Source organism: Mycolicibacter senuensis, assembly GCF_003284925.1.
GTDB classification, from domain to species: domain Bacteria; phylum Actinomycetota; class Actinomycetes; order Mycobacteriales; family Mycobacteriaceae; genus Mycobacterium; species Mycobacterium algericum_A.
Genome location: NZ_QMEX01000001.1, coordinates 56450 through 83006 on the forward strand (window position 1 = coordinate 56450; position 26557 = coordinate 83006).

Consider the following 26557-nt stretch of genomic DNA (forward strand, 5'->3'; position numbering starts at 1 on the left):
TGAACACGCCCCTCGAACATTCCCGCGCTCGCCGGCTGGCCGGTCGGCGCTGGTGTGGGAGGTTGGCCCACCAATGGACCGCCGCCGCAGGGGGCGATCATTGTCTAGCTCTGACGCCAACTGCTCGATGGTGCGGTGCCCGACCGGCCGGCGCTTCGTCGCCGTTCGTCGGCCTGTGCGGCTCGGGTCCGCGGTGAGGTGATACACCCCGCACCCACACAGATAGGCGAACTGCTGCTTGAGCGCCGCAGCGCGAAAGGCAGTGCCTCGGTTCGGGAAGGAGTCCTGGCCCGGGGTTGGGCAGGCGATCCGCCGGCGGCTCTTCATCTTGGCGCGATGCTCACGCTGCTTGGTGCTGTGCCCGGCGCTGCAGTACAGCTGGCCTGGAAAGTCGGGGTTGTTGAGCGTGCTCCCACACCACAGGCAGTGTGTGCCGTTGATCTCGTCCATCGGATTCGACATGTCCTCACTCCTGGTTGTCGAAGGGTCAGTGGTGGTGGTGTGTGACTAGTCCCCGCCGTGCTCGCCTGTCGTGCCGATTAGTCACTGTGACGGATGGCGACGTGCGCGATCGGCGAGAGCAGGTAGCTGGCCGGTTGATCACTGTCGGTGCGAACCCCGTCGATACGGATGAACCCGCCCGGTTCTTCACTGACCGCAGTCACGCGAATCTGAGCCCACCCATCGGGGATGTCGATGATCCACCCCGGGCGTACTCCTGCTGCTGTGGTCCGACAAATGTCAGTGCTCAAATCAGTTCTCCCCCGAGCGCGCGGCAATTCATGCGTGTCTTGTCTTCCATCGTGCCGGTTCCGGTTTGCCCGATTGGTCGGCGACACGTCAGGCCCCCGACCAATCGCGCCGGCCGGGCACCGCTAGGGGGTAGGACAGCCGGCGGTCAGGATCCGCGCGATCGCATCGTGTTCGGCCTGCGTCACCGACAGGTTGTAGGTCGCTTTGACCTCGACGATCCGGGAGACATAGGTGCACCGGTAGGCCTTGTTGGCCGGCAGCCACGTGGCAGCGTCACCGGCCCCCTTTTGTTGGTTGCTCGGCCCATCGACTGCCTGCAGGTTGAGCGGGTCGTTGGCGAAGTTGCGGCGCGTAGCGGCATCCCATAATTGGGCGCCCTTCTGCCACGCATCAGCCAGCGCAACGATGTGGTCGATCTGCACTGCGCTGGAGGTGCCCTGGCCGCGCTGGAAGTCGATGGCGGTGCCGGTGTAGGGATCGTTGAGCGTCCCGGCCAGAACGACGCAGCCCCTGGTCCCCGGCTTGACGTCGATGTTGGTCAGGTCGCGGCGCAGGATGTCGTTGCGTGTGTCGCAGCCGTTGTGCCCGCCGGCAACGGTGACGTCATCGCTCCAGGCTTGACCGAATTGGCTGCGTTCGTAGCCGGTCTTGGGGGCTCGGCCCTTGATCGCCAGGCTGTCCAGTGTCGCCAGCGCGGATCCCGTCGGGAGGGCTTCCCAGGTCGCGCGGGTCGCGACCTGCGACATCGGTGTGTGGTCGCCGCTGAAGCCGATGGCCCCGGCGACCAATGTCGCCAAGGCAGTGATGGCTGCGCCCAGCAACGGGCCATTATTGAATCGTGTTCTCCCCCTCATGAGTTCGACTCTCTCACGCCCGTATCCTGTTTTTGGGCGGTGCCGCGCCGACCCGGCACTCTATGCGCCTAAAGTTCCGTCCTCAGGTCGATCACGTCCTCCACGGTGAAGTCGACGTCGTAGAACTGCGCGGGATTCCAGTCGGCGATCACCTGGTCGGCGATCGCCGCCCCGAGGATCTCCTTGACGCGGTCCATCTCATGGTTGATCCATGCCTCGAAAAACCCTGAGCTGACGAGGATCTGCAGTTCCTGGAATTCCTCGTCAGCACTGGTTGGCACCCTCTTGTCGATCCGCGTCGTGCCGATCGTTGCGAACCCGTCGACGATGACCCAAATGGCCTGCACCTCCCCTGGCGGCACCACAGAGACCGGCGCCGGCGGCGGGGCGTTCGGGTCCAGAGAGTCCCTCCACGTCACCACGCGCCGCGGCGTCGAACCTAACGCCTCCGCCAGCGCGCGGATCCCGCCGGCGCGGTCGATGGCAGCCCACCGTTCCAGCCAGAACGTGTCGACCCCCGGCGGCCACTGCTGATGCACGGCCCAGCGCGCAATCGTCGAAGCCGCGTAGCGGCGACCTGTGCGGGTCTCGATCCTGCGGATCATCTCCTCACGGCCGCGCCGGCCCGCTTCAGCGCGTCGACTGCGCGCATTGACGCCATCCCAGGCCGCCCCGAATTCGCGGCCTTTACGGTCAGCCAGATCCAGGAAGCATTCCCGGAACCCCCGTTGCGGGCCTGCCGATCCGGCCATGCGTGCTCTTCTCATGAGCGCGGCGGGTTGACGTTCTTGATCCGGTAAGCACCGTTGGTCCGGACCCCGTCACGCAGCGGGTCCTCAAGCTGGGTGAGGTCGAAGTCGGCCGGCACCCGGTAGAACCAGGCGTCAGCCCACCATCCAGTCGGGTAGAGGTCGAACTCACGGGCAATGCGCGTCGCGTACTTCATGGCCCGGGCCCGCGTGACGGCTTCGATGGAGGCATACCAGGCCGGTTGCGTCAGGTGCAGCAGCGGGTACTTCCAGGCACTATCGCCGACGGCGGCCATGCGGCCAAGGAAGCTGGTGTAGATCGCCTTGATCATCGACTCATAGTCGTTGCGGCCCGCAGCAGTGGCTTCGATGCGCCGGCTACGCAGCTCCTTGCCGAATCCCTTGAGCCACTGGTGTTGTTCAGGCCAGACCCACGCCGCGTCGAGCTGCAACTCCGCCCATGAAATTCCAGCACCACCAATCTCCGGGGCTGCGGTCAGATGACGTATGTCGGCGGTCGTCGCCCACCACGTTGTAGCGTCGTCCCAACTCATCTCAGGATGCGGCAGGGGCAGCTTTCGGTGTAGACCGTCGAGTTCGCTGCCCGGTGGCGTGGTGATCTGATAAACCCCGAACGGTGGGTTCGGCTGGTTGAATACCTCCGGGTCCGGCTCCACCCAGTCCGGCGCCCCGTAGCCGAGGTAGAGGCCCTCAGCTGAGGGCAGATACGCCGCCTGCTGGTCGACTTCGACGTCGATCGTGTTGCCCCGTGCGCGGTGCGGTGCCTTCTTGACTTTGGCCGCGGGCCGCTCCTGCTGCTCGGCCTCGGCGCCGGCGCGGGCCTCGACCCCGTGTGGACCCCACCACTGATTGGTGAGTCGACCAGTGGGCGTGATCTCACTAGGCAGAGGACAGGGCTTGAGCTCCGGGGCGGGCCCGGTGGAGTTCTTGGGCTTCGGTTTTGCGGTTCGCATCTTGGCGACCGCGAGCTGGGCGCCGACCATCGGCCAGCGTGAGGCCGGCAGAGTGCCCTCAATGCTGTGGAGCCAGGCGATGCGGTCGCCAAGTAGGTGTGCCGCGGCGTCCTCGTCATCAGGCAACTCGGTCTCGGTTCCCTCGACCCCAGCGATCCCGCGGTCCATGGGCCGCGCGGTCGACGGATCCAGCATCAGGTACGGCATCAAGATGATGTCAGCCGCACGAGACTCACCGCCGTACACCGCGGAGTCGAACTCGCATCCGAACCAGCCCGACAGGTGGTAGGTCACGGTGCATCCGAAGAAGTCCGCGACAACGTCAGGCAACTCGCTTTCGACCTGATCGTCAATCTGGAATCCGATGGCCTCCAACGCCTCAGCCGTCACCCAGATCTGCGGGGCAGCGCCCCCGGGTGTTGCGGCCCAACGGCGATTGCAGACGATGGCCCCCAGGCGCTCCGGTGCGGCCAGAGGTGCGGACTTGACCACACCAGAGGGGGTGACGATGCCCTTGCTGGTGGCCAGTAGTACCCGCTGGTCGACACCGCTGAGGTTGACGTCGGTCCACTGCTGGGATTTCAACGGCCACGCCCCGTCGACCGCCGGCTCCTGCTGGTCGACACTCTCCGCCGCGGGTGCCGGTCCAGGCTGGCTCGTCTCACCGCCCGGTGTCGCAGGCGCGTTCTGCTCACTCAGATAGCGTTGGATGGTCCACGCCCACCATCCCCGCGTCCCGCCCTGATGCGGATCACCCGTCACGACGTCCTCAGCCGGGAAATCCGCCGGAATCCCCCGTCCAAGCTGCGTAGCGACCTGCTGACGAGACATCGCCAACAGCGGCTCACCGACCGGGTCCGCGTACTGCTCGGTCAGCACGCACATCACATCGGCGGCTTCGTCGACGTCATGGATCACGAACGTCCCTGAAGGAGTGACCAGGTAGCTAGGCCCCGCCGGCGCGCTCATCGCCGCAACCCACTCCCGCTCAGCGAGCCCTCACGGCTTGCCTTCATTGCGAACATCCCTGCCACTCCCTCCATCACCAGAACGCTGCTGACGTTCCGAAATGCGCTACCGCACACCACCATCTCGTGCCCGTCCGACATACTTACTTCCTCAACACCGGTGACGGCGCTGGAGGCAGTTGGTCAGCCAAGGCCGACGACAACTCACCGGCACGCCAGCGGGCCCGCAGCCCCTCCACCGCCGCTGCCGTTCTCCCCAACATCAGGGCCACCTCGGGAACGCTCAGAGAGGTGTCCAACGCGGTGCGGGCATCGTCGATCGACCAACGAGAACCCTTCATCGGCGCCTTCGCGGTGCGCTCGGCGCGACGCTGCGTGTAGGCCGCGCGTTCCGCTCGGCTCTTGCCGGTCGTCGATCGTGGTGCCATCCCACCATCGTACCCTCATACATATCGGTTTAGCTGTATGAGTGGTCGCGCCGCGTCTACCGCGTTGCCGCGACAGTGACTAGGGTGGCCGACTATGGCGGCGGCGGTAGGCGATCTGGTGCGCGGCGTGGATGGCGCCTGGATGGCCAGGCCCCCCACTCGGTGCGCCGCCGGCCATGAGCTGGGGCCCAACCGTGTTGTCGTGCTTCACCAGCCGTGTGGATGCGGCGGACACACCACCTGGTGCTGCGTGAGGTGTGACGACGCGACGTCCTCGCCACCGCTGGCTGAGGGCTGCCAGGTGCTCGTAGGGCCGGCCGCAGTTCGCGTCCTATAGCCCGTCGTTGATCACAGAACTGGGGATTGAGCCCCAGGGTGCGCCAGGGCCTGGCGGGGCCGGCTAGTTTTCCGGAGCCTTCCGGGCGAGATCCTCGTGGATCCGCCAGTCCTGGCCGTCGATCGCCCACGTGTCGTGCCGGGTCCGCCGCTTGTTCCTGCTCTGGTGCCTCGCCGTGCACTCGGCACACAGGCACCAGGCTTGCTGCCCTTTGTGATTGCGATAGACCGTCTTGCCCGCGGCCCGCGCTGCCAATTCGCCAATCATGAGGACCGGATCCTCCTGTCCCGCTGCTGAGGTGCGCCCTAGTTTCCCACGGCCACGGAGTCGACGTCCCGCTTTCGGGGCGCGCCCGACTTGGCCTTACGCGGTGGCGTCCTCGGCTTTGGCCACACGCAGCAGGCGGTGTGACAACACCGCGCCGGCGAGCAGCGCCGCGGCCGCGCCCGCCCACCCGAACGCGTCGATCGCGGCTTGGCTCGCCAGCGCCCAGCCGATCACCGCAGCCCAGATTCGCCACGGTGCCGGCCGCACGATCCACAGGGCTGCTCCGGCGGCAAATACCGGGATGCCGACAGGCCAGGCATATGCGGCGTTGAGGGCCAGGACGCTGATCGCGGTCCAGCCGCAGAGGCCCAACACCCCCAGTGCCACAAGGGCATAGAACATCACGGTGGTGCTGATTGCCTGCTGGGGCTTCGAGGAGGTCATCTGCCGATTACCCATCTTCGTGGTCTTTCCTGTTGATGGTTTCCGGCCCCATTGGTGGAATCCGTCGAGCGGGCCGCTCGGGGAGTTCGTCGGTGTCGCCCACCAGCCACCGGAGGAACTCGATGATGTGGCGGTTCAGTGAGGAATTCACCTCGGATACGGCCTGTTTGGCGCGGTCCCGCAGTTCGGGTGCGGGGCGCGGCGTGATGGCCGGATACCGGTGTTTCGACGGCATGTCCCCAGTATGTCCGGTGGCTAGCCACCCACACAAGAGATCTGCCGCCGCGGCGGCCAGTCACCAGCGTCTGCGGGTCCACGACCGACCACCGCGATCGCCGAGACCACCGCGCCACGCTGGCCCCGAATGATCTAACAGCCACCGCGCCAAACGCCGGCCCACCTCAACGGCCGGCGAATTAAGATCGCCGCCATGACGGCGCAACCAGGCGAAGTATTCGCCGGCTACACCATCGTGCGCCAGCTCGGCAGCGGTGGCATGGGTGAGGTCTACCTGGCCCAGCACCCACGACTTCCCCGCCAGGAAGCCCTCAAGATCCTGTTACCGCAGATCTCCACCGACGACACCTTCCGGCAACGGTTCATCCGTGAGGCCGACTCCATCGCCGCTCTCGAGCACCCCAACATCGTCACAGTCCACGACCGCGGCGACGACGCCGGCCAGCTCTGGATCGCCACCCAATTCGTGGACGGCAACGACGCCGCCACGCTGCTCGCCCGCCATCAAACAGGCCTGCCCGCCGACGAAGTCACGCAACTGACAACGGCCATCGCCCAAGCTCTGGACCACGCCCACGAACGCGGCGTACTGCACCGCGACGTCAAGCCCGCCAACATCCTGCTCGCCAAGCCCGACCGGGACGGCAGCCGGCGCATCTATCTCGCCGATTTCGGCATCGCCCGGCCCCTCGACGACCCGGCCGGGCTCACCGCCACCAACTTCACGCTGGGAACCGTTGCCTACGCCGCGCCCGAGCAGTTGATGGGCAAGCCCCTCGACGGCCGAGCCGACCAATACGCACTGGCCGCTACCGCCTACAACCTGCTCACCGGCAAAGCCGTGTTCCCCGACTCGAATCCGATCGCCGTGATCAGTCACCACCTCACCGAAGCCCCCGCGGCGCCCTCCACCGTTGATCCGAAACTGGCCCCATTCGATGCGGTCTTCGCCCGCGCCCTGGACAAGGACCCCGACCAACGCTTCCCGCGCTGCCAAGACTTCGCACGCGAGTTAACGGCGGCGGCCGAACTGACGGGCATCGGCTCCCCCACAGCAATCACCCAAGAGGCCAAGGCGGCCAGTACACCCCACCGCAGGCGCTTTTCGCCGGCATTGTCGGGCGTGGCCGCCGCGGCCGGGCTGGCACTGCTCGCCGGCGGCTTTGCCCTGACCCGTCCTGGACACACCGATCACAACCAGGAACCCACGCCAAGCCCCTCAGCTACAGCCACAACCGCAGCACCGCCGCCGGCTTCGTCCTCCATGACCACCCAACCCCAGCCACCGCCGCTGACCACGAGCAGCGCACCACCGCCGCCACAGACAACATCGAGATACCCGCCCGCAGGTGCACTCGGCTCGGGGTGCTCAGACATCAACGGCATCGGCGCCGGACCGAACGGCACGCTCTATTACTGCTCACGGCTGGCATTCACCGACAGCTACCAGTGGGCACTTACCCCAGACGACATCCCCAACCCAACCGTCAAGCCATACACCCCACCGCAACCGGAGGAAATCGATCCCGCAGGCCCCATGCCCATGCGTCCGTGCACAGTCCCAGACGCCGTCGCGCCGGGACCACTGGGGCTTATGGAGTGCAAATGGATCGACCTCAGCGAGATCGGCGCCGGCCGCGGCTACGTGTGGGGACTGGTTCCACGATGACCCGTACGCAGAATCTCACTAGCCTGCGTCCGCATTCTTACCGACCGAGGTCCACCATCAATGCGTGCGTCGGGCAGCACCGCAATCAGCTTGTCGAGTTCGCTCGCGGATTCACGGAAAAGCGCCTTCAAATCCGACTCCAAATGTATTGGCCAACATGTACTGCGGGTGGCCAATGTCGGCGCATTGCCGTGCCACATGTCCGGCCTTTGGTCCATGCTAGGAGCCGCACCTCCCAAGGGACAGGAGACCTGAGTGACAGCACCTTCGCTCGCGGAGCTCTTCGAGTCGAACAAGCTCCTTCAGGAGTCTGCTTCGGTGCGCCTATTCGCCGCGAAGAACCTCGCCCCGTATGTCACGCTCATGGATCGCCACCTTGACCAGAGCGCCAAGGTCCCCGAGGGGGAACTCGTCTCGCGGTTGGAACGCGACCTTGATGAGGTCGGCCTGTCTGACCAAACCGGCACCAGCCTAGTCAAGACGTGGGCAAGCTCCGGTTGGCTCAACCGCGTCTCCGACGGATCAGGCCAAGGCGGGCAAAACATGTGCTCCTTGACCGAGGACGCGCGCAGCGCACTGGCTTTCCTTCGGCGCCTACGCAGGGCAGACACTGTCGCCACCGGCGGGTCCATCGTCAACATCGCCAGCGGCCTCAAACGCATCGCCTCACAACTCGACGACGATCCGGCGCGGCTGCGCGCCGACCTTGAAGCGCAGATCGAAGAACTGTTCGCCCAGATGACTGAACTCGACGCCGGCGTACGGCCGGCGCCAAACCTTATCGACCTGGCCGATGAGGCCCGCGCGATTGCCTACCAGATGGAACAAGTCATCACCGACATCGTCCGGTACGGGGGCATGCAGGACGCCATCACCTCCCGGCTGATCGAAGAGACTGACGAATCCGACACCGACTTCCGCGACCGGACCCGACGGATGTTCTCCGACTTCGATGCCCTGTGGGCCTCCCCGGAGAAGGCCTCCTACCTAGCCTTCACACGCGCGGTCCAAGATCCCGAACAGCGTGCGCGGCTCCGATCGGACATCACGACCGTCGTTGAAGCCTTGCCCGATATCGACCCGGAACTACGCGACGTGATGCTGCGGTTTTTCCAGCGCGTCTCAGCCCAGATCAGCGAAGTGGGCCGGGTCGAGCAGCGCTGCAATCAGCGCATCAAACGGTTCTTCGCCGCCGGGACAGCCGAGCAGGCACGCGGCTTATCTCGCCAGATCAACGATGCTCTAGCCGCCGGGCACAGCCTGCTTCGGGCCGCTGTCGCGGATTCCCCCACCGCCGCCGAACTGCCGTTCAGCCCGCCGGCGGCCGCCAGCATCGGCGCGGTGTCCTTCAGCATCCAGGACCCTTCACCACCCAAGCCGGCCGCGGCAGCGCCGCCGCCTGAGGACCTCGCCGGGTTTGGGGGACTGATCACCCAGGTGGACGTCCCTGCGCTGACCCAAATAGTCAACGCCGCAGTGGCCGCCGGACCCATCTCACTGCCGGAAGTCGTCGGTATGGTCGACGCGCCCTATCTGGGTGACGTCGTGGTCCTCTGGGCGTTGGCGCTACGCCAGGACTCCACTGCCGCGGCGACGGCCCGGCCGCGGCCGGTACGGTTCCAGTCCGTCGACGGCGACGACCTCGTGATCGAGGTTCCCGATCTTGTTTTCACACAGCACATCTCGGCAGGAATCGAATGATGACGACCACACACGCCGGCGGACCCAACTTCGACGACCTCCCCGAAGTCGCCCCCATCGACAGCGTGGAAACCATGGCCGCGAGGCTGCCGCGGTTTGACGGCGACACCAGCGACATTCCTAACCAGGCCTGCTGGGTACTACAGAACCTCCTCACGCGGCGGTATCTCACCAAGCCCGCGAAACCAGATCTCTGGGCGTGGCTGATCGAACACCGGCGGGTTCTTGCCTCACGACTATGCGAATTGGACCTGCGCCTGCGAATCTTCGAGGACCTGGAAGTCGCCTACGCCGAGCCCGCGATCCTGGAATCACCCAGCACTCATAGCCGTAAGGTCCTTCGCCGTGAGCCGCTGGGCACTTACGCCTCCATCGTCGCGCTACACCTGGCCAAGATCGCACGGACCTCCCGCGACGACGTCGTCCTCATCGGCCGAGCCGACATCCACGACCTGTTCGCCGCCGACCGCCACAAGGTCGACCGGGACGAGGCCATGCTGCGCGGCCGCGTCGACGAAGCCATCAACAAGCTCGAGCGGAACAAGATCCTGCTGCGCTCCGGCGATGAGGAGAACTTCATCATCAGCCCGGTCATCCTGGCCATCATGGACGGCCACATGGTCGACACACTCACCGCTGAATACGAGCGCCTCTACCAGCGCAATGCCAACAGTGAGACAGACGACGAACCGCTGGACGACGCCGCTCCCATCGATGGCGACCAGGAGTCCGACGATGACCTCCACTAGCACCCAGCGGCAGGTGTGGCTCTCACGCCTGCAGGTCATCAATTGGGGAGTCTTCGACGGCTACCACGACATCCGGTTCAGCCGCAACGGCACCTTGATCACCGGCGACTCTGGCACAGGCAAATCCTCGCTACTGGACGCCGTGTCGCTGGCATTCCTGTCGGCTCAACGCCGGAACTTCAACGCCTCCAGCGACGACACCGCGGCCGGATCACGGTCGGGAATGGGGAAACGCACCGTCGACAAGTACGTCCGCGGGCTGTGGGGCGAGCGTCAGGAGCCCGGGAAGCGCCCCGAACCAATGTTCCTGCGCGGCGAAGGCCCCGCCTGGTCGGCGGTCGCTGTCACCTACACCGGAACCGACGACTCGGTGATCACCGGACTGGTCCTCAAATGGCTGGCCGCCGGCGCAGCCACCGACTCTTCCAGCTCATATCACCTCATCGACGCCGACGCCGACATTCTCGACCTGTGCAACACATGGAGCGACAGCGGCTACGCGAGATCCGTGTTCGAATCAGCCGGGTGGCAAGGCAAACGCGACCGCGAGGGCTGGTACCTCGACCGCCTCTACGCCGCCACCGGAATCGGGCAGCAGACCGCCGCCCTACAACTGCTCGGAAAAGCCAAATCACTGAAGAACGTCGGCGGCCTGGAACAGTTCGTGCGGGTCTACATGCTCGATGAACCCGAGTCCTACACCGCAATCCGCGGAGCGGTCGACCAGATCACCCCACTGGTCGACGCCCGCAACGCCCTTTCTATCGCTCACCGCAAGAGCACGGTCCTCGGCAGCATCGCCGAGGACCACCAGCATTACGTCAGCGAATCCGCCGAACTGGCCTGCATCGACGTCATCGACCCGCAGATGGCCCGCGACTGGGTCGATGAACACCGCCTGGCACTCATCGACCCCCATGTCACCGCGCTGGACGCTGAGATCGAAAGAATCGGAGAGCAGTGCCGCTCGTTGACCACCGAACGAAGACGAGCCACCGCCCAGCGCGACGCCTTGATGGAACGGATCAACTCCGCCGGCAGTGGGCTGGCCACTCTGCAATCAGAGCTGGCCACAGCCGAAGCCCGCTCAGAAGCGACATCCCGGGAACGCGCGCGCTATAACACCATTCTCTGGGACCTGGATTTCCCCGTCGAGGTCGACGACGCCAGCGAGTTCGAGGCCATGCGCATCACCGGCCGCGAAGAGTTGACCCGGATCACCAGCGCTGTAGCGGCGTTGGATGAGAAGTGGGGAAACCAGTTAGGCCCGCAGAAAAAAGCCGCCCGGGAACGGATGGACGCTGCCGGCAGGCTGCTGCGGCGCGCTGAAGTCGAGGGCATTACCGTTCCTGAGGACGCGTACCGAGTTCGGGGCGAAGTGGCCGAGGCCCTGGGTGTTTCACCCCAGCACTTGCCCTATGTGTGCGAGTTGATGGACCTACGGCCGGAATTCGCATCGTGGCGCACCGCAGTTGAGCGCACCCTACGCTCCACCGGGCTGGTGCTGCTGGTACCCGTGCGTCATCACGGCGCGGCCCTGAGCTACCTCAACGACCACAACATGCGGGCCCTGGTCCGCGTCGAACAGGTACCGGCCGCCGCGCCCCCGGCGGGGCCGCCGAAAACAGGAACTCTCGCGGAGTGCCTCCACCTCACCGAATCTCAGCACGAGTGCGCCAGCACGGCCCAGGCGCTGATCAACCGTGCCGGGGACTACGTTCGGGTGAGCCACACCAGCGAGTTCAGCGTCCATCCGCGTGCCGTCACCGTCCAGGGTCTGCGCCAGGAGAACAAGACCCGTGCAGTCAAGGACGACCGATCCGAACTCCGCCGATCCCAGTACATCTTCCAGGGCAATATCGAGAGCAAGATCGAGGCGCTGCAGGCCGAACTCGCCGAAGCCACAGCGGACTTCGAGATGTGTGAGGCCGCGATCAGCGAACTGACTGCCCAGAAGAATGCGCTCGAGCGCAGCAAGGAGCTGTGGCAGAGCCTGCTGAATGGATTCGAGCGCTACGACGACATCGACACCGCAACAGCCGAAGCCGAAGCCGCACGCCTGCAACAACAGCTAGACGAGCTCGAAGCCGCCCACCCCGATCTGGCCAAACTGAAGCAGCAAGCCACAGACCTTCTGGAGCACGAGCAGACACTCAGTGGGCGCATCTCGCTCCTGAAGACGACGGAATCTGACTGCGACACCCGCCGGACCCGCCTGCTCACACTCCAAGAAACCCTGCACCCCGGCACGGTGGGGGCCGCCGCCCGCGGCGCTCTGGACCAATACCGAGCTGCAATGCAGACCACCCTCGACGTCTTGGAGCCTGCGCCCTACCGGGCCGAACTGATCCGGCTAGTCAACGCCGACCAGGAGCGACTGCGAGAGAACGTCCGCCGGCAAGTCGTAGCCCTGAATCGGATCATCACCACCTTCGACGAACAATTCCCCGACGACATCCCCAACAACAGCGCGGTCCTCGACGAGAAGATCCACGACTACGTCGCCCTGGCGCAGCGCATCAAGGCCCGCGAACTGCCCCTGGCCTACGAACGAATGCACCGACTGATCACAGAGCAGGCCCCCACCGCCGCACTGCACCTGCACCAACTCGCCGAGGACGAAGCCCTACGTATCCACGAACAGATCGTGCGTGTGAGCCTCGGGCTGAGCTCCGTAGAATTCAACCGCGGCACCCGACTCACCTTGCACGCCGACGAGAAGCCCCTGCCCGCGGTAACCGACCTCAACGACCGCGCCCGCAGGATCTCGGCCCGAGCCACCGCTGTCACATTCGGTGACGAACAGGCGATCCATGAGCAGTACCGCGACATCCTGGAACTACGCAATCTGCTGGCCGCCGACACCGCCGAGGCACGCCAGTGGCGACGAGACGCCCTCGACGTCCGCAACCGGTTCACCTTCTACTGCGCCGAACGTCGCGCCGACGACCCAGACGCACTCATCCGTACCTACAGCAACGCCGGCGCGAACTCCGGCGGCGAACAAGAGAAGCTGATGGCCTTCTGCCTCGCCGGCGCGCTGAGTTTCAACCTGGCCGACCCCGCCACCGGAGACAACCGACCCGTCTTCTCCCAACTCATGCTCGACGAAGCGTTCTCCAAATCAGATCCGGTGTTCGCCCACCAGGCACTCTCGGCGTTCCGCCAGTTCGGGTTCCAGCTCCTGATCGTCGCCGCTGTTCAAAACACCACAACCATCCAGCCCTATATCGACAGCGTTGCGATGGTGTCCAAGCGCGACGAACCTGGCCAGAACCCCACCTCCTCGGTCCGAGCCTTCACCGTCTCAGAATTCGCCGACACCGTCCATGACCGAGCAGCCGAGAACAAAGCCGCCCGACGCGCCCATGCTCACCGTTGACCAAGCCGTGCGCTACCTGCGCGCTCAATGCGAGGACCACTGGCTGGAATGGCTCCTCGGCAGAGGCCGCTGGCCAATCAGCGTCACGCTCGGAGCACCCAGAGGCGACCAATTCGACCGCAACGTCATCGCAGCAAAAGCCTGGGCCGGCACCTGGGAATCCGCCATCACCACCGGCCGCATCCCAGGGCAACTACGCACCGAATCCCGCCGGGCCCGCAAACTCGGCCTCCATGACCTGCCCACCACCTGGATCCTCCCAACCCCCGGTGACGCGCTCGCCGTCGCACCCGAGACGGCCACCCGGCACGCAGCGGCGAATGCACGCCTCCAGCAAGCCATCGCCCTACCCGGCTCTGTGTGGGCGTCCATGGACCAGATCCCCGTCAAGACCGCCCGCGCGATCGCCGACCTCGGCGACGACGACTGGACCAACGCCACCGCTGCCGCCACACACTTGGCCGTCCTCGGCCCCGGCGAGGCCTCTATGGTCCGCCAGCTCGCCATCCCCGGCGTGCACAGCAAATGGATCGAATCCAACGCAACCCTGCTTGGCGCGCTGCTCGGCGTACCCGCCGACCCCACCCTCGGCCCCCCATTGGTTCGACTCATCAACCACATCGGCCTGCGCCCAAAGCCCACGGCTGTGCACGTCACCCTCGCCTGTCCACGCCTGCGCGCCCAAGCCGCCGGATTGACCCGGCTCTCAGCGACTATCGCCGACCTCAACACCACCACCCTGCGGCCGCGCGTCGTTCTCATCATCGAGAACCTTGAACTCGCCCACACCCTGACCGCCGACTTACCTGGCGTCGCAGCAATCTGTGGCCTTGGCGCCGGAGCCCCCACGCTCACCGAACTAGCCTGGACGCACACCGCAGATACGGTGCTTTATTGGGGCGACATCGACCGCGCCGGATTAGCAATCCTGGCCACCACGCGCCGCGCCGGTATCCCGGCCAAATCCCTCCTGATGGACGAAGCCACCCTCGACGCCTACCCCGCCGCGCATCACGAAACATCAACGCAGACCGACTCGTATGAAATCCCGGGCGGATTAGACCTCGCCGAGACCAAGTTGTACGGCCGACTCAACGCCCACCATGCAAATACCGGCCAAGACCTGCAGCTCGAACAGGAACACATCCCAATATCCACCGCCCACGCCGCGATCCTGAAGCAGTCCGCCGGAGCAGGCACGTAGACCTTGAACTGGACATTGTTGCAACGTCGGCCGGGGTACCGCAGCTTCCGCAAAGTTTGGGGCACAGCCATTGGGGGTATCCCGCGCCACGTGCCCCGTCGTGAAATCTGGCCTTTAGAACTCGTGCCACCCACTGGGTTGGCTAACGGACACGATGCCGACCTTGCGGCGGGAATGGCGGATCCGTCATCACCACGGGCGAAAACCCGCCACGTCGCGACATTTAGCACCTGCGATGTCCGCGGCAGCCGCCGGCAGCCGGCGCCTGGCTTGTAGAACAAATGCCGCTACGGCTGGCTGACATTGGACCATGCCGACGCCGGCGCGGCGGCACCCCACCCAGGAGTCGAGCATGACCATTGTGATTGGTGTCGACGCCCACAAAAAAAGCCACACTCTGGTAGCCGTAGACGCCACCGGGCGCAAACTGGCGCAAAAGACCATTGCCACCACCAGTGAAGACCACGCCCTCGCTGTGCAGTGGGCGCGAATAGCCTTCGGCGATGACCTGGTATGGGCCGTCGAAGACTGCCGCACGCTGACTGCCCGCCTCGAGCGTGACCTACTAACTTCCGGGCACAAGGTCATTCGAGTGCCCCCACACCTGATGAGTCGTTCCCGTGCCTCCTCCCGAGAACGCGGCAAATCTGATCCCATCGACGCCCTGGCCGTTGCCCGGGTGACACAACGCGAACCCGATCTCCCCATCGCCAGCCACGACCCGATCTCCATAGAACTCCGGTTATTGATCGACCGCCGTGAGGACCTCGTAGCCCAGCGCACCGCAACGATCAACCGGCTCGTCTGGCGGATTCACCTGCTCGATCCCCTGCACCAGACACCAGCAAACTGGAATGTGCAGAAAGCGCACAAAATACTGGGAGAATGGTTGGCCACGCATCACGGATTAGTCGCCGAACTGGCCCGCGACGAACTGGAGGACGTCGTACGACTCAGCGGCGAAATACTAGCTCTCCGCCGCAGAATTGAGAAGAATGTCCGACCCATCGCACCCCGCCTGATCGCCCTACAAGGGTGCGGTGAGCTGACTGCGGCCCGAATCATCGCCGAAGTCGCAAACATCAAGCGATTTCGTAGCGAAGCGGCCTTCGCCCGCTACGCCGGATTGGCCCCCATCCCCCACACCTCAGGGTCGGCTACCGTCCGCCTGCGCCCGAGCCGACACGGCAATCGCCGACTCAACTCCGCCATCCACCGGATAGCCATCACCCAGACAGTCCACGGAGGCCTCGGCCAAGACTACTTCCGGCGGCGAGTCGCCGAAGGCGATAACCGCCAGCGCGCGTTGCACGCATTGAAACGCCGCCTGGCCCGAGTCGTTTTCAGCTGCCTCCAGGCCCAAGCTACCTAGGGTGGTTCTCGGTGAAAGATGTCGCCGGAACGGCTGTCTCCGAGTTCGCGGCATGCGGTGTGGGTAGCGGTTCTTGCATCTCCCTGGGCGGGACTGGATGCCGAAGCTGGGCGGGGCGCCCGCTGTAAAATCGTTGTGTGAGTGATTTTCCCGACGCCGTCAGGGCGATGATGGAGCAGTTTTTTGCCGATATTAAGGCAGCTAATGCTAATGGGCCTAAGCCCTTGGATATTGTGCGCTCGGCTTTTCCCTTCGATGTGCAGCCCGATCACCAGGCCGACGCGTTCCACTACGCCCTACGTGAGCATGGCGACTACGTCGCAACCGGAGGGCGAGACTGGCACGATGACCGACGTCGCGGCCTGCGCTCCTTCTACGCGATGTTGCGCCAGGAAAACCTGGTGATCACCTACTGCCCCAGCCAAGGTTGGGGGTATGAACAGCGCCTACCCAAAGACGACGACCTGATCGTCCGCATCGAGGACCCCACCGACGAGCAGGAGATCATCTGGCGCTTCCTCCCCGATCATCTCGAGCCGTAGAAGATCCCAGCACGCCTGCCTCACGAACTTGGCGGATTACGCACACTTTTGCTACATCAGCAATCGGGGCCGACCTGGTCTTTGCCAGTTCGTCTCGCGGCGACTTCACGGGCGTTTGTCTCACGAACCGCTTCAATTTCCCACGATGATCTCGGCTCGTTCTTCTTGTTCCGTTTTGTCGCTCCACTTCTCTGGAAGCTAGCCGTGGCTCCGCGACCTGGCCTGGCCGGGCACGGACAGGTCAGGCCGCGGAGATAGACCTCGTTATGTGCGTTGCTCTGCGAGGTCAACCGCGGGCATTCCCGATACCGCGACGCGCAGGCCGTGGGCCGCAGCCAGGTGCAGGTCGCGGCCGGAGATGGAGCTTCCGGGCAGCGTTGTGACCAGCCCGTACACGTCGGGGGAGCAAACCTCGAGCGCATGGGCTGCGAGGTCGTCGTCGAGGGGCAGGATACGGACATCGCTGCCGGTTGGGTCCAACTCCACCACGGCCCGCAATCTGTCTGAGCCGTTGAGCAGCTCTGGCCGGGTGAGCGCCGCGTAGCCAAGCAGTGCCGCCGGCAGTAGGTGGCGCGGATCAGACGGGCGGATGCGCGCCCGACTAGGCTGTCCCCGGCCCATCAGCGGGCAGGGCTGAACGATCCACGTGGGACGCGAGCCCTCTATGAGCACCAGCATGTGGCTGGGGCAGAACAGCTTTCGGTCGCCGTGGGGCTGTCCGTGATAAGAGTTGGCGTCGATCGGTCCGATGACGACGGTGGCGGTGACTTCGGTGGGCATAAGGTGTTCCTTTCCGATAGGGGCGGCGGATTCCGCCCTAGCCCCTAGGGTCCGGAGAGTTAGGACATTGCCCAGGTCACCGCTCTAATTCGACTCTCCACTCCGACAACTTGCGGCACGCGCGGCAGAGCGCCTCGTGCATCTCGTCGGGGATCTGATTACCGCTGGTAAGGGCCCGGTTGATGAGGTCAATTCTGTCGTTGGTCTCGGCCGACGAGTACGGGAAGAAGCCCAGTTCGTCCATTCCGCGTGCCCGGGTGGGACTACTACGTCGGTTGCGGCCACGGAGAACCCAGACGGTACATGGACGCGGGTCCTCCTGTTCCTCGTCGTCGTACCCGAACTCGACGGTCGCCACCAGGCCTTCAGCGAACACACCGTCGGCGGCAAGGACATCAACTAATTCAAACGCCCGCTGTTCCGGGACATGTAACCATTGGGCCAGTTGAGCGAGTGAAACTTCGTCTTCGCTCTCCTCCAGGAAGCGAAGAATGCGGGTCACGTCATCGACCTCTCTGTAATCACCGCCCATCTGCTCACCCAGCGGGGACGCTTCGGAGATTCCGACGCGAAGCATTTCCCGCGCTCGTTTGATTGCATCGTGTTCCTGCCAGGTGAGGTGGAGTCGCTCGGGTTTGCGGGGTCCCGCCAGTCGAATGCCTTTCCTGTTCGGAGGCAGGTCGGTTTGGATGAGACTGCGGTCGCGGAGAGCTTGGATGTCGCGGCGCCACTTGCGTTTACCCGACCGCCCCCGATATACACCATCCATCGCCTCCTGAATCACCGCACTGGTGCCTGCATCGACCGCGCCGCTTTCGCCTGCCTCCTTCAGGTGGCGAAGGATCGTCAATAGCCGCTCAGTCGGCGTCATACTGCACTACACTGCCCCCCGAATCTGGCTGGCACAACAACGATGCAGGTTCTCAGGCTCGGCTGCGCCCCAACCTCTATGACTTGGTCCCTTTCAGCTTGTCCCACGACCACTGCACCTGGGTTTGTCTAAACCGCCGCATTTCTTCACTGGATGGCCCACCTCACCTGGTAACCAAGCCATGCCGGCGGTGCAGTGCCCATCCGCTCCGTAGACTCACTTCGGTGTCAGACACAGCATCAGAAGGCACCAGGAGGAATACCGACGCCCGCTATCTCGCACCTCCGCCGGAGCCGGGCAGCTCAGTCGTTACAGCCTGGGCCGATGATTACATCCACTTCGAGAACGAGCCCGAGTGGCAAAAGCTGTTGCGTAAAACCATTACAGCTCGATGCGCGCAGCTAGACCCGTCTCCCGACGAAGTCGTACACGCCACGTTCTACGGCGACAAACCACCGCGCATGGATATCGAGAACCTTGCGCTCTGCAACCTCCACTACTCGTTCATGCAACCTGGCCGCAACGGGATCCGCTTCGAACACGGACTTGATATACCTGCGGCACCTAACGGGGAGGCGTATCGAGTCGGTTACCGCTACTCACTCGCACCCCGCGATGGCGGATTCGCCGACTGGGATCAGGGCCGCACGGTGGCGTCGTTTGATTGGACCGACCTCGGCGAATTCCGTCGCGATAAAATTCCGGCTCAGGTCTGGCTGGCGCTCGCCCGCCGCCGCAGCGGACAGCCAGAACCAACTCTCGCGGCGGGAACCCCCTTCGCCGTCAAAACGCAAATCCGGCCACCTCATGTCCACTCACCCGGGCCGAATACTGAACTGGTGAAACAAATCATCGACGGCGTCGTCTGCGCTTTCCAAGCCCACACTGACCGTTCGAGCTCAGGCGAGGTCGCGGCACGCCTAGCAAAAGTTATCCCTGCCGATCCCGCAGAGATCGAGACCCTGCTACTCGACCGTCGATGGTCGGTGCTCGGTGCCGTACCTCGACTGGTCTTTCTGCGGGGTGCCGCTGTGCAGTGGAATCCCGCCGACGACTGGTGTACCGCTGGCGAGCTCCTAACTGCAGCACCGGAATCGACCGGCACGAGCTGGGCGATCAGCGGGCAGATCGTCGAACTTTCACGCCGGCCAAACGGACTCGCATAAAGTCCTACGCCCGACATCTCCGATACCGGCTCTTGGCTCTTTGGGGCGCCCATGGTCGCTGACGCTCCTTGGGGCTGAACAACCGCTTGTCTCACGAGCCTGGTGGTTCCACTATCACTCGGCCAGCACTCGTGAGATTCCGCTACGATTCCTGCGAATTTGCCGCCTCTGCTGATGTGTAGGTTCTCCCACTGGGTTGCACTTGGTTACATGTCTGAACTGCGACTATTCGATTTGTCTCACGCCGCCAGAATCGGGGTTTGTCTCACGAACCGCTGCATTCCCTGCAATCGGCTCGGCCGACACAGCCGGGATGATGTGGCCTCACCCGTTGGTCACGTCGCAGACGGGAAGCACAATGTTTGGAGCCGGTGAGGCGGTATCTGGCAAATAGTCTCAAACTGGTTGTTGTGGATCGTCGACCTCTGGGAGGGAGATTTCGTAGGTCGCTCCGATGAGCCGGGCCAAAAGCCCCATAATTGGAGCGTCTCGACGCAAAGTGAGGTCACCGCTCTTCAAGCTTTCGACCACTAAGACGCCGTAGGTGCGACCCTGACTGCTCGATACAGGGTATGCGAAAAAGGTCTCGTATCCCGCTGTCACACCCTCAGGCGTGTGTAACTCATCGATGTTATTCACGAAGTACATGCTCCCAGCATTCGCTAAATCAAAAAATTTGTCGCCACCGCGGGGGATTCGTTGTGACGGCATTCCACGGCCGTAGGAAATCTCCGGCGCCATCTCAGTGCCGTCGTCTAATAAGCGAAAGACGTTCACTCGATTCCGGCTCGCATCTTCACCCACAAGCAGGGCAGTGGCTAACACAGCAGTCTCGCGCGCAGACGACGCCAATTGGCGCCGCTCATATTCGTTGGCGGCTGCGGACGCCTCGCCGAAGACCTTTGTAAGAGAACGGAGGACATTAGCGCTGGCTGTTAGAGAAGGAGAACCAGATATCTCGGCGGTGAGGGTGTTAAGCGGTGGCATAGGGCCTTCACCACTCCAAGCCAGCAAGCGCTCACCTAGCACGATGAGCGTCGTCGGGTGGGCCCCAAGTACCGACTGAACCAATTCCCTGCCATTTCGCGAGTTGAAGACACTGCCAATGTGCGCAAGGGCCCAAATCTCCGCTACTAGGTCGACCAAGGCACGAACACTGCCAATACTCCCGGGCGGCAAGATGGGTGCAGCAACTCGTATCACATCGTTGATTACCTCGTATTGTGGCCAATGTGCGGAAAGCCAAAAGGCGTCGAAAGGTTGGCTTTTGGCCAACTGAGTTCCAGATTTGATGAGTACCTCACCCAACTCGCCCGCTGCGTCTCGCCTATGATCGGCGCGGCGGAGCTCGCGATCACTGCGTAGCTGTTGCCGGAGAAAGAGGAACGCGACCATGAGACCAACTAGCGTTGCCATCAACGGTATTCCGGTGTTCGCGAACCACTCGGCTGTCTTCAGAATTTTCACAACGTGGCGCGTTCCTTCACGCAGCGACGAGAGGTCGATACGCGACGATCGTGTGAGATCGACCCCGATCCAAGTCGCCGCGGCGATAGCTACCAACGAGGCGAGCACCACCGTCTTACTTACTGGCAAACGCACCGATGCAGTGTCTCATGAAACAACGAAGAAGCAGCAGCCCGCGACAGACGACAAACTGATGACGGCTCTGCTGGCCGCAGCTTCCGTCCGACGTTTCTCAAGTTCGCTGCACAAGTGCAGTGTTGGTGCAGTCAGTCGTGAGAAAGCACAGTCAAAATTGAGAACCTACATGATGCTGCTGATGCTCGGGGGCCATGTCGACTATGCGACTGAAATGTAGCTGCGCGGCAAGGTTAAATTTACGTGTCGGACCATTGCGATGTTTCGCTAGATGCACTTCTATTTCGCCGCTTCGAGGGTCGTTGAAATCGACAAGGTCAGGGCGGTGTAGCAACATCACCATATCGCTATCTTGTTCGATACTTCCGCTCTCACGTAGGTCAGATAGTATGGGGCGCTTATCTGTTCGTTGCTCCGGGCCCCGGTTCAGCTGACTCAGCGCGACCACCGGAACCTCTAATTCTTTTGCCAATAGTTTGATATTTCGCGAAAGCTCGGAAACTTCCTGTTGTCGAGATTCAAATCGTTTGCCAGATGTCATTAATTGCAGGTAGTCGATCACGATGAGTTTCAGGTTCTGGCGTTGCGCCAGCCGACGCGCTTTGGCTCTGATCTCCATCATCGTCAGGTTCGGGGAATCATCGATATACAACGGCGCATCACTGATCCGCCCCATGCACCTGGCCAACGCGGCCCAGTTCTCATCGGAGAGCCGGCCGGACCGAAGGTCGGCCAACTTGATCTTGGCCTCGGCTGACAGCAGGCGCATCACAATTTCGGACTTGCTCATCTCCAAGGAGAACATCACGCTGGACTGCCCGTGCCGGATCGAACAGGACCGAAGGAAATCCAGTCCCAGAGTGGAGTTGTGGGTCGGGACCATCCCTACCCCGGCCAGATACAGGTGATCAGAGTTGTCGACCTGAACGCAACGCACCGGCACCGACGGGCGCGGCCGCACACCTGCCACTACGTGCGCCCGCCCCACCCGCGCGCCGGCCGCACCGCCACCATCCCCAGGGACCCAGCCCAGAGTGCGCCGCACCTCGAAAAACGCTTCCCGACAGGTCTGGTCGCGCCACCGTGGCCACTCCCCCACCCCGATGCGACCAGAGCCCGCCAGCTGCCGCCGTAGCTCAGCATCCACAGCGCGCACCAGCGCGCGCCGCTGCGCCAACGATCCCCGTAAATATCGGCGAAGAGCATCCTCGGGAATTGACGGCGTATCGGCGCCGGTTATCCAGCGGGCGACGTCACCCGCCTCGGGCACCTCGGCTGCGGCGGCGAGCTCAACAGCGCGGGCCTGCACCATGACGGCGCCCTCACGCAGCTGCTCAGTGTGCACAATTCCGTGCGTGGTGGGCCATTGATGTAGCGCGTCAGCGGTGATCGTCGTGCCGTCGCGGAATTCGACGTCGAAGCACGGACGACCGACCATCACCTCGGTCACGGCCACCACCCGAGTGGGGCGGCCGTCGGCGCCCAGGAGTTCCTGGCCGACCTGTACATCGCCCATCGTGGTCCACCCGGTCGGTGTAGGCAGGGGCGTCTCGAGCGCCAAGGCCTTGCCCACACCAGGCCGGGCCGCCACGACGATCATTTGGCCCGGGTGCAGCCCGTTGGTGATGTGATCGATGTCGGTGAAACCAGTCGGCACTCCGCGCGCCAGTCCACCCCCGCTGGCAATAGCGTCGATTTCGTCCATAGTCGGCTGCAGCAGGTCATATAGCGCCACGGTGTCTTCGGAGTTGACATGGTTTGTCACGTCATAGATTTCGGCTTGGGCGCGGTCGACAACGTCGGCGACCTCGGCGCCTTCAGCGCCGGCATACCCGTACTGCACCACGCGGGTGCCTGCCTGGACCAGCCGCCGCAAGATCGCCTTCTCCGCGACGATCCCCGCGTAGTAGCCGGCGTTGGCCGCCGTCGGCACTATCGAGATCAGAGTGTGTAGGTACGGGGCACCACCTACCCGGCGCAGCAGGTTGCGACGATCGAGCTCAGCGGCCACCGTGACCGCGTCAGCAGGCTCACCGCGACCGTAAAGGTCCAGGATGGCATCGAAGATGTTCTGGTGGACCGGGCGGTAGAAGTCATCAGGCCGCAGCCGCTCCAGCACGTCAGCGATGGCGTCCTTGCTCAGTAGCATCCCCCCGAGCACCGACTGCTCGGCGTGCAGATCCTGGGGCGGCTGGCGCAGCGTAGCGTCGCCGGCGTCTGATTCGGGCGCGGGGCGGTTGCGTTCGTGGATCGCAGTCATCTACTGCTCCTCACCGTCGTTGCTGCCCAGCACGAGCTCAGGGGCAGCCAGCGCGGCCCAGCAGTGCTCGCACACCACCGACTTCAGTGGCAGCTCGTCACGCACCACACCTGGGTTCTCCAGGCACGACACGCAGGTCGAGTCGTGCTGGGCGCCGTCGTGGTGCCCACCAACCTCGGGCTCGGCTTCGGTGGCCGTCGGGGTCCAGCGGTCCAGCCAGCGCCGCAATGAGCCGGCCAGGTCTGTGCCGGGGAACTCCCGGGAGGCCATCCGGCCAACGTGGGCCAGCGCGTGGCGCTCATCGCTGACGTCCGTACGAAGGCGCGCCTTCAGGGCAGCCAGGAGCCGTGCCCGCATCGGGGCCGTCGTTGTGCCGGTGACCTCGCCGTACCAGCGATCGGTGGCATCGCAGGCAGCCGTGCGGGCGGTGGAGATCTCCTGCTGATCCCACTGCCGCTGCAGCGGGGCTAAACGTGGACCTGATCCGGGCATGTTGGTGCGCAGACGCCACAGCGCCAACCTCCATGGCCGTTGCACCTCGGCAGGTAACGGTGCGGCCAGGACGGCCAGAATCTGCTCCGGCTCGAACCCAGCCGCTAGGCGTGTGCGGATCTCCCTGCCCAGCTTCCAGCGCAACCGGGTCGGCAGCTCGGCGAAGACTGCGGGCAGGCGGTCCAGGATCAGTTTCACCTCGGCGGGATGAACATCGACCTCAGTCGGTCGCTGGCGGTCGTCGCTGCCGGGTCTGCGTAGGAGGGTAGGGAGGTAGTTGTTTGGCCTATAAGAGGTATCGGGTCCAGAAAAGGTGACGGATTCGGCGACGACGCGCCCATCGCTGCCGCGCTTGAGGACCTCGATGTCGGCGGTGAACTGGCCGTCGATGGCGATGCTGGCGCGAGCTCCGCGGCCGCACGCGGGCATGTAGGTGATGAGTCCGGCTTCGACGAGCCGACTCAATGCGCGCCCAACGGTTTTCAGGTCGTAGCGGCGGCCGCCGGCGCTGACGACCTCCTCGACGATCTGGGAGAGCCGTACGGTGTCGTCAGCGATCCGCGACCAGCCGCACAGCAGCCGCAGAACGGCCCCCAGAACGTGTTGGGGAGCCCCCTGCAGACTCAGTGACTCGGCGTGGCTTTCGACGCGCTGACGCACCCGTGAGGCGTCAGCGAAGCGCACTCGTGGACGAGCGCCGGCGATCGCAGTGCGTGGCCCGCGTCGGGCTGGCCGGTGGCGATCAGTGGGGGTGTCGAACAGCGTTGCGGTAGGCATGGCTCACCGCCCGCCGGGACGGGTGATGCTCGGCGAGAGGCGCCCGCGCCCAGAGCTAAGCGCATGACCAAGCACATGACCAAGCGCATGTGCGGTTTGCTGACGCGACGGTAGCGCGGACGGCAAACCGTGATCGTGCGCAGACACGAAAACACGGTGGGGTGCACTGCATTGAGTGCTTGAACTTGTTTCAGGGTATGAGCTACCCTGGAACTGCCTACCCTGCACGGTGGAAGTCCCTTCAGTTAAGGAAGGGGCGCTGAGATCGGAAGTTCAAGTTCCATCTCATGGGCCGGAGTGCTCGCTCCGGTGTCGCAAGGAGATTTGCTGACTCCCCCCACACGGGGGGACCATCCCTGTCTCATTGCCCCGCTATCTAGTTATGGGCCCGCCATCTAGCCGCGGCGAACCACACGATTCGGCGGGCATCCCCTCCCCTCGTCAGTAACGTGAATTCTGTTGTCACACATGGATAGTCAAAACGCCGTACTGTCCGGCGCGGAAACGAGCCGCGGCACCGGGACGCCGCCCCGGCCACGACCCACCGAGCGCCGCCGCACCCGGCCTGTTGCCCCACCAAGATGCGTTCCCACGCACGGCGCACTACGCGCCAGGCCACCGGGAATCACGGTCAGGTGAGGCCGTGGCGGGCCAGGAGGACACCACTGCGGCGCCGGCCTGCGATCAGGGTCAGCCCACCGATAAAGAGCGGTCCAGTCAGCCTGGAAGTACCGAGGCAGCAGCCCGCCGGTGTTCGGCGGCGGACTGGGGCGACCGTTGTCCACCCATGCCCGGTAACGAAGCCGCCGCTGCTCATGTCGAGCAGGATCGGAATGGCCGCGACAGTAGGCAAGCCATGTCCCCTCACCAGTCACCGGGTCGTAGTCGATGAAGTGCGCACCGACCGTCGCCTTACCGCACGGATCACCAGCACGCCGGCCAGACCCCCTCGGCACTGGGCAACGAAGTCGCTCGGCCCCCAGGGCTGGAACCTCGTAGTGAGGGATGTCCTTGGCAATGATGCTGCGACACAAGCTCACAGAGTCACGAGCCGAGCGATCAACCCCATGACGAGACAACATCTCCCCCACCGCAGCGGCCCAATCCCCGCGGTCGTGACCGTCCCGGCGCTGACCAGCCAAGAACGCCAACAGGCACAAGGAAAACAGCTTCACGTCCGAGTCCAGATCATCCGCGCCAGCGATCTGCAGCATCTGATCACGCGCATACACCGCGCCAGCGACATCCTCGTTCACGCTGCCACCGCCATCAGTCGCGACCACCGCGGATCCTCGTCCTGGTGAAGATCACCACTGGAGGTAAACGTCAAGCACTCCAGCATGGTGTGATTCGGAACGAACAGCGGATGCCGCGGCTGCCCGCCCTGAGTCCACCCCAGAACGGCCACTGCTCCACCGTGCTTGCGAGAACTTCGCCGCAACAACTGCATGACGTGAGCAGCCCGGTCCTGCCGAGCACTGGCACCCCAGGCCAACAGCACCAGATCATGTGACCTGCTCAACTGCTCCAGGTGCGCATCGTTGTCCGGACCGACCGGATCGGCGTGCCGCCACAACTCCTTCGGATCACGTGATCGCAGCCCATAAAGATTGCCGACATCGATACCGCCATAACCATTTTGCCGCGCGAAGCCGACCACACGACGGATCGTGGCATCGTCACCGTGCTCGTCGGCAGTCGACGGATTGAGCATCACCACACCGAGCGTGGGCAGCTCGCAATCCCACCGACGACCCAACCGGTAGCGGTACCGGCGATCCCCACTCAGAACAGCCGACAGCGTCCCGCGATGCCTATGCAGAAGGAGGGGCAGGTGCAAGGAGGCAGTCATGGCTCACGCACCGCACACAAATGAACCGCCGAGCTATCCCGCACTGCCCGGCCGCACCCCTCGTGACGGGCCCGTGCAGGGGCTCCGTCGTAGCGGCCGGACAGTGCGGGACAACTCCCCCCCGCGA

The 26557-nt window shown here is 64.2% G+C and carries 20 protein-coding genes and 1 pseudogene; 8 read left to right on the top strand and 13 right to left on the bottom strand.

Annotated elements, in window-relative coordinates; genetic code table 11:
- Positions 1-539: 539 nt before the first annotated feature.
- From DQP56_RS25485 to DQP56_RS00390, 7 genes and pseudogenes are all read right to left on the bottom strand, one after another.
- Entirely contained in the window at positions 540-665 is a 126-nt protein-coding gene (locus tag DQP56_RS25485) for a hypothetical protein (protein ID WP_272937821.1), read from the bottom strand.
- Positions 666-893: 228 nt separating this feature from the next.
- Positions 894-1499, bottom strand: a pseudogene (locus DQP56_RS00360) (GmrSD restriction endonuclease domain-containing protein); the annotation flags it as partial.
- Between the two features lie 176 nt (positions 1500-1675).
- Complete coding sequence (locus DQP56_RS00365) at positions 1676-2359, bottom strand: hypothetical protein (RefSeq protein WP_133055996.1); 684 nt, start codon at positions 2357-2359, stop codon at positions 1676-1678.
- An 11-nt stretch (positions 2360-2370) separates the two neighbouring features.
- Positions 2371-4299 carry a hypothetical protein gene (locus tag DQP56_RS00370; protein WP_085266327.1) on the bottom strand — a complete coding sequence of 643 codons (1929 nt, stop codon included), beginning with the start codon at positions 4297-4299 and terminating at the stop codon, positions 2371-2373.
- A gap of 142 nt (positions 4300-4441) precedes the next feature.
- Entirely contained in the window at positions 4442-4726 is a 285-nt protein-coding gene (locus DQP56_RS00375) for a hypothetical protein (RefSeq protein WP_085266326.1), read from the bottom strand.
- A 700-nt stretch (positions 4727-5426) separates the two neighbouring features.
- Positions 5427-5774, bottom strand: a complete 348-nt coding sequence (locus DQP56_RS00385; protein WP_085266324.1) for a hypothetical protein — start codon at positions 5772-5774, stop codon at positions 5427-5429.
- Between the two features lie 7 nt (positions 5775-5781).
- Positions 5782-6009, bottom strand: coding sequence for a hypothetical protein (locus tag DQP56_RS00390; protein WP_085266323.1), 228 nt, complete (start codon positions 6007-6009; stop codon positions 5782-5784).
- A gap of 195 nt (positions 6010-6204) precedes the next feature.
- Between DQP56_RS00390 and DQP56_RS00395 the strand changes: the two genes are divergently transcribed.
- The 7 genes from DQP56_RS00395 (at position 6205) to DQP56_RS00425 (ending at position 16630) form a co-directional block, all read left to right on the top strand.
- Positions 6205-7680 (top strand): serine/threonine-protein kinase, encoded by a 1476-nt coding sequence (locus DQP56_RS00395; protein ID WP_085266322.1) that lies wholly within the window; start codon positions 6205-6207, stop codon positions 7678-7680.
- A gap of 255 nt (positions 7681-7935) precedes the next feature.
- Entirely contained in the window at positions 7936-9381 is a 1446-nt protein-coding gene (locus DQP56_RS00400) for a DUF3375 family protein (protein WP_085266321.1), read from the top strand.
- Positions 9381-10130: a DUF4194 domain-containing protein gene (locus DQP56_RS00405; RefSeq protein ID WP_085266320.1), complete on the top strand. Its 750-nt coding sequence runs from the start codon at positions 9381-9383 to the stop codon at positions 10128-10130. Before DQP56_RS00400 ends, DQP56_RS00405 begins: the two co-directional genes overlap by 1 nt.
- Positions 10117-13512, top strand: coding sequence for an ATP-binding protein (locus DQP56_RS00410; protein WP_085266319.1), 3396 nt, complete (start codon positions 10117-10119; stop codon positions 13510-13512). Before DQP56_RS00405 ends, DQP56_RS00410 begins: the two co-directional genes overlap by 14 nt.
- Positions 13460-14716, top strand: a complete 1257-nt coding sequence (locus tag DQP56_RS00415) for a DUF3322 and DUF2220 domain-containing protein (RefSeq protein WP_085266318.1) — start codon at positions 13460-13462, stop codon at positions 14714-14716. The genes DQP56_RS00410 and DQP56_RS00415 overlap by 53 nt, the downstream gene beginning before the upstream one ends.
- A gap of 352 nt (positions 14717-15068) precedes the next feature.
- Entirely contained in the window at positions 15069-16088 is a 1020-nt protein-coding gene (locus DQP56_RS00420) for an IS110 family RNA-guided transposase (protein WP_085266417.1), read from the top strand.
- A gap of 137 nt (positions 16089-16225) precedes the next feature.
- Entirely contained in the window at positions 16226-16630 is a 405-nt protein-coding gene (locus tag DQP56_RS00425; RefSeq protein ID WP_085266317.1) for a hypothetical protein, read from the top strand.
- 264 nt (positions 16631-16894) lie between these two features.
- Here DQP56_RS00425 and DQP56_RS00430 read toward each other — a convergent pair whose 3' ends face one another.
- Positions 16895-17410 (bottom strand): hypothetical protein, encoded by a 516-nt coding sequence (locus DQP56_RS00430; RefSeq protein WP_112683159.1) that lies wholly within the window; start codon positions 17408-17410, stop codon positions 16895-16897.
- A gap of 76 nt (positions 17411-17486) precedes the next feature.
- Positions 17487-18281: a hypothetical protein gene (locus DQP56_RS00435; protein ID WP_112683160.1), complete on the bottom strand. Its 795-nt coding sequence runs from the start codon at positions 18279-18281 to the stop codon at positions 17487-17489.
- A 224-nt stretch (positions 18282-18505) separates the two neighbouring features.
- On the opposite strand from DQP56_RS00435, the gene DQP56_RS24345 reads away from it, so the two are divergent.
- On the top strand, positions 18506-19447 hold the full coding sequence (locus DQP56_RS24345) for a hypothetical protein (RefSeq protein ID WP_133055995.1): 942 nt from the start codon (positions 18506-18508) through the stop codon (positions 19445-19447).
- 396 nt (positions 19448-19843) lie between these two features.
- On the opposite strand, the gene DQP56_RS24350 is transcribed toward DQP56_RS24345, so the two are convergent.
- From DQP56_RS24350 to DQP56_RS00450, 4 genes are all read right to left on the bottom strand, one after another.
- Positions 19844-21049: a hypothetical protein gene (locus tag DQP56_RS24350; RefSeq protein WP_133055994.1), complete on the bottom strand. Its 1206-nt coding sequence runs from the start codon at positions 21047-21049 to the stop codon at positions 19844-19846.
- 151 nt (positions 21050-21200) lie between these two features.
- On the bottom strand, positions 21201-23309 hold the full coding sequence (dnaB, locus tag DQP56_RS00440) for a replicative DNA helicase (RefSeq protein ID WP_085266313.1): 2109 nt from the start codon (positions 23307-23309) through the stop codon (positions 21201-21203).
- On the bottom strand, positions 23310-24461 hold the full coding sequence (locus DQP56_RS00445) for a hypothetical protein (RefSeq protein ID WP_133258863.1): 1152 nt from the start codon (positions 24459-24461) through the stop codon (positions 23310-23312).
- 1369 nt (positions 24462-25830) lie between these two features.
- On the bottom strand, positions 25831-26430 hold the full coding sequence (locus tag DQP56_RS00450; protein ID WP_085266311.1) for a DUF1643 domain-containing protein: 600 nt from the start codon (positions 26428-26430) through the stop codon (positions 25831-25833).
- Positions 26431-26557 lie beyond the last annotated feature (127 nt).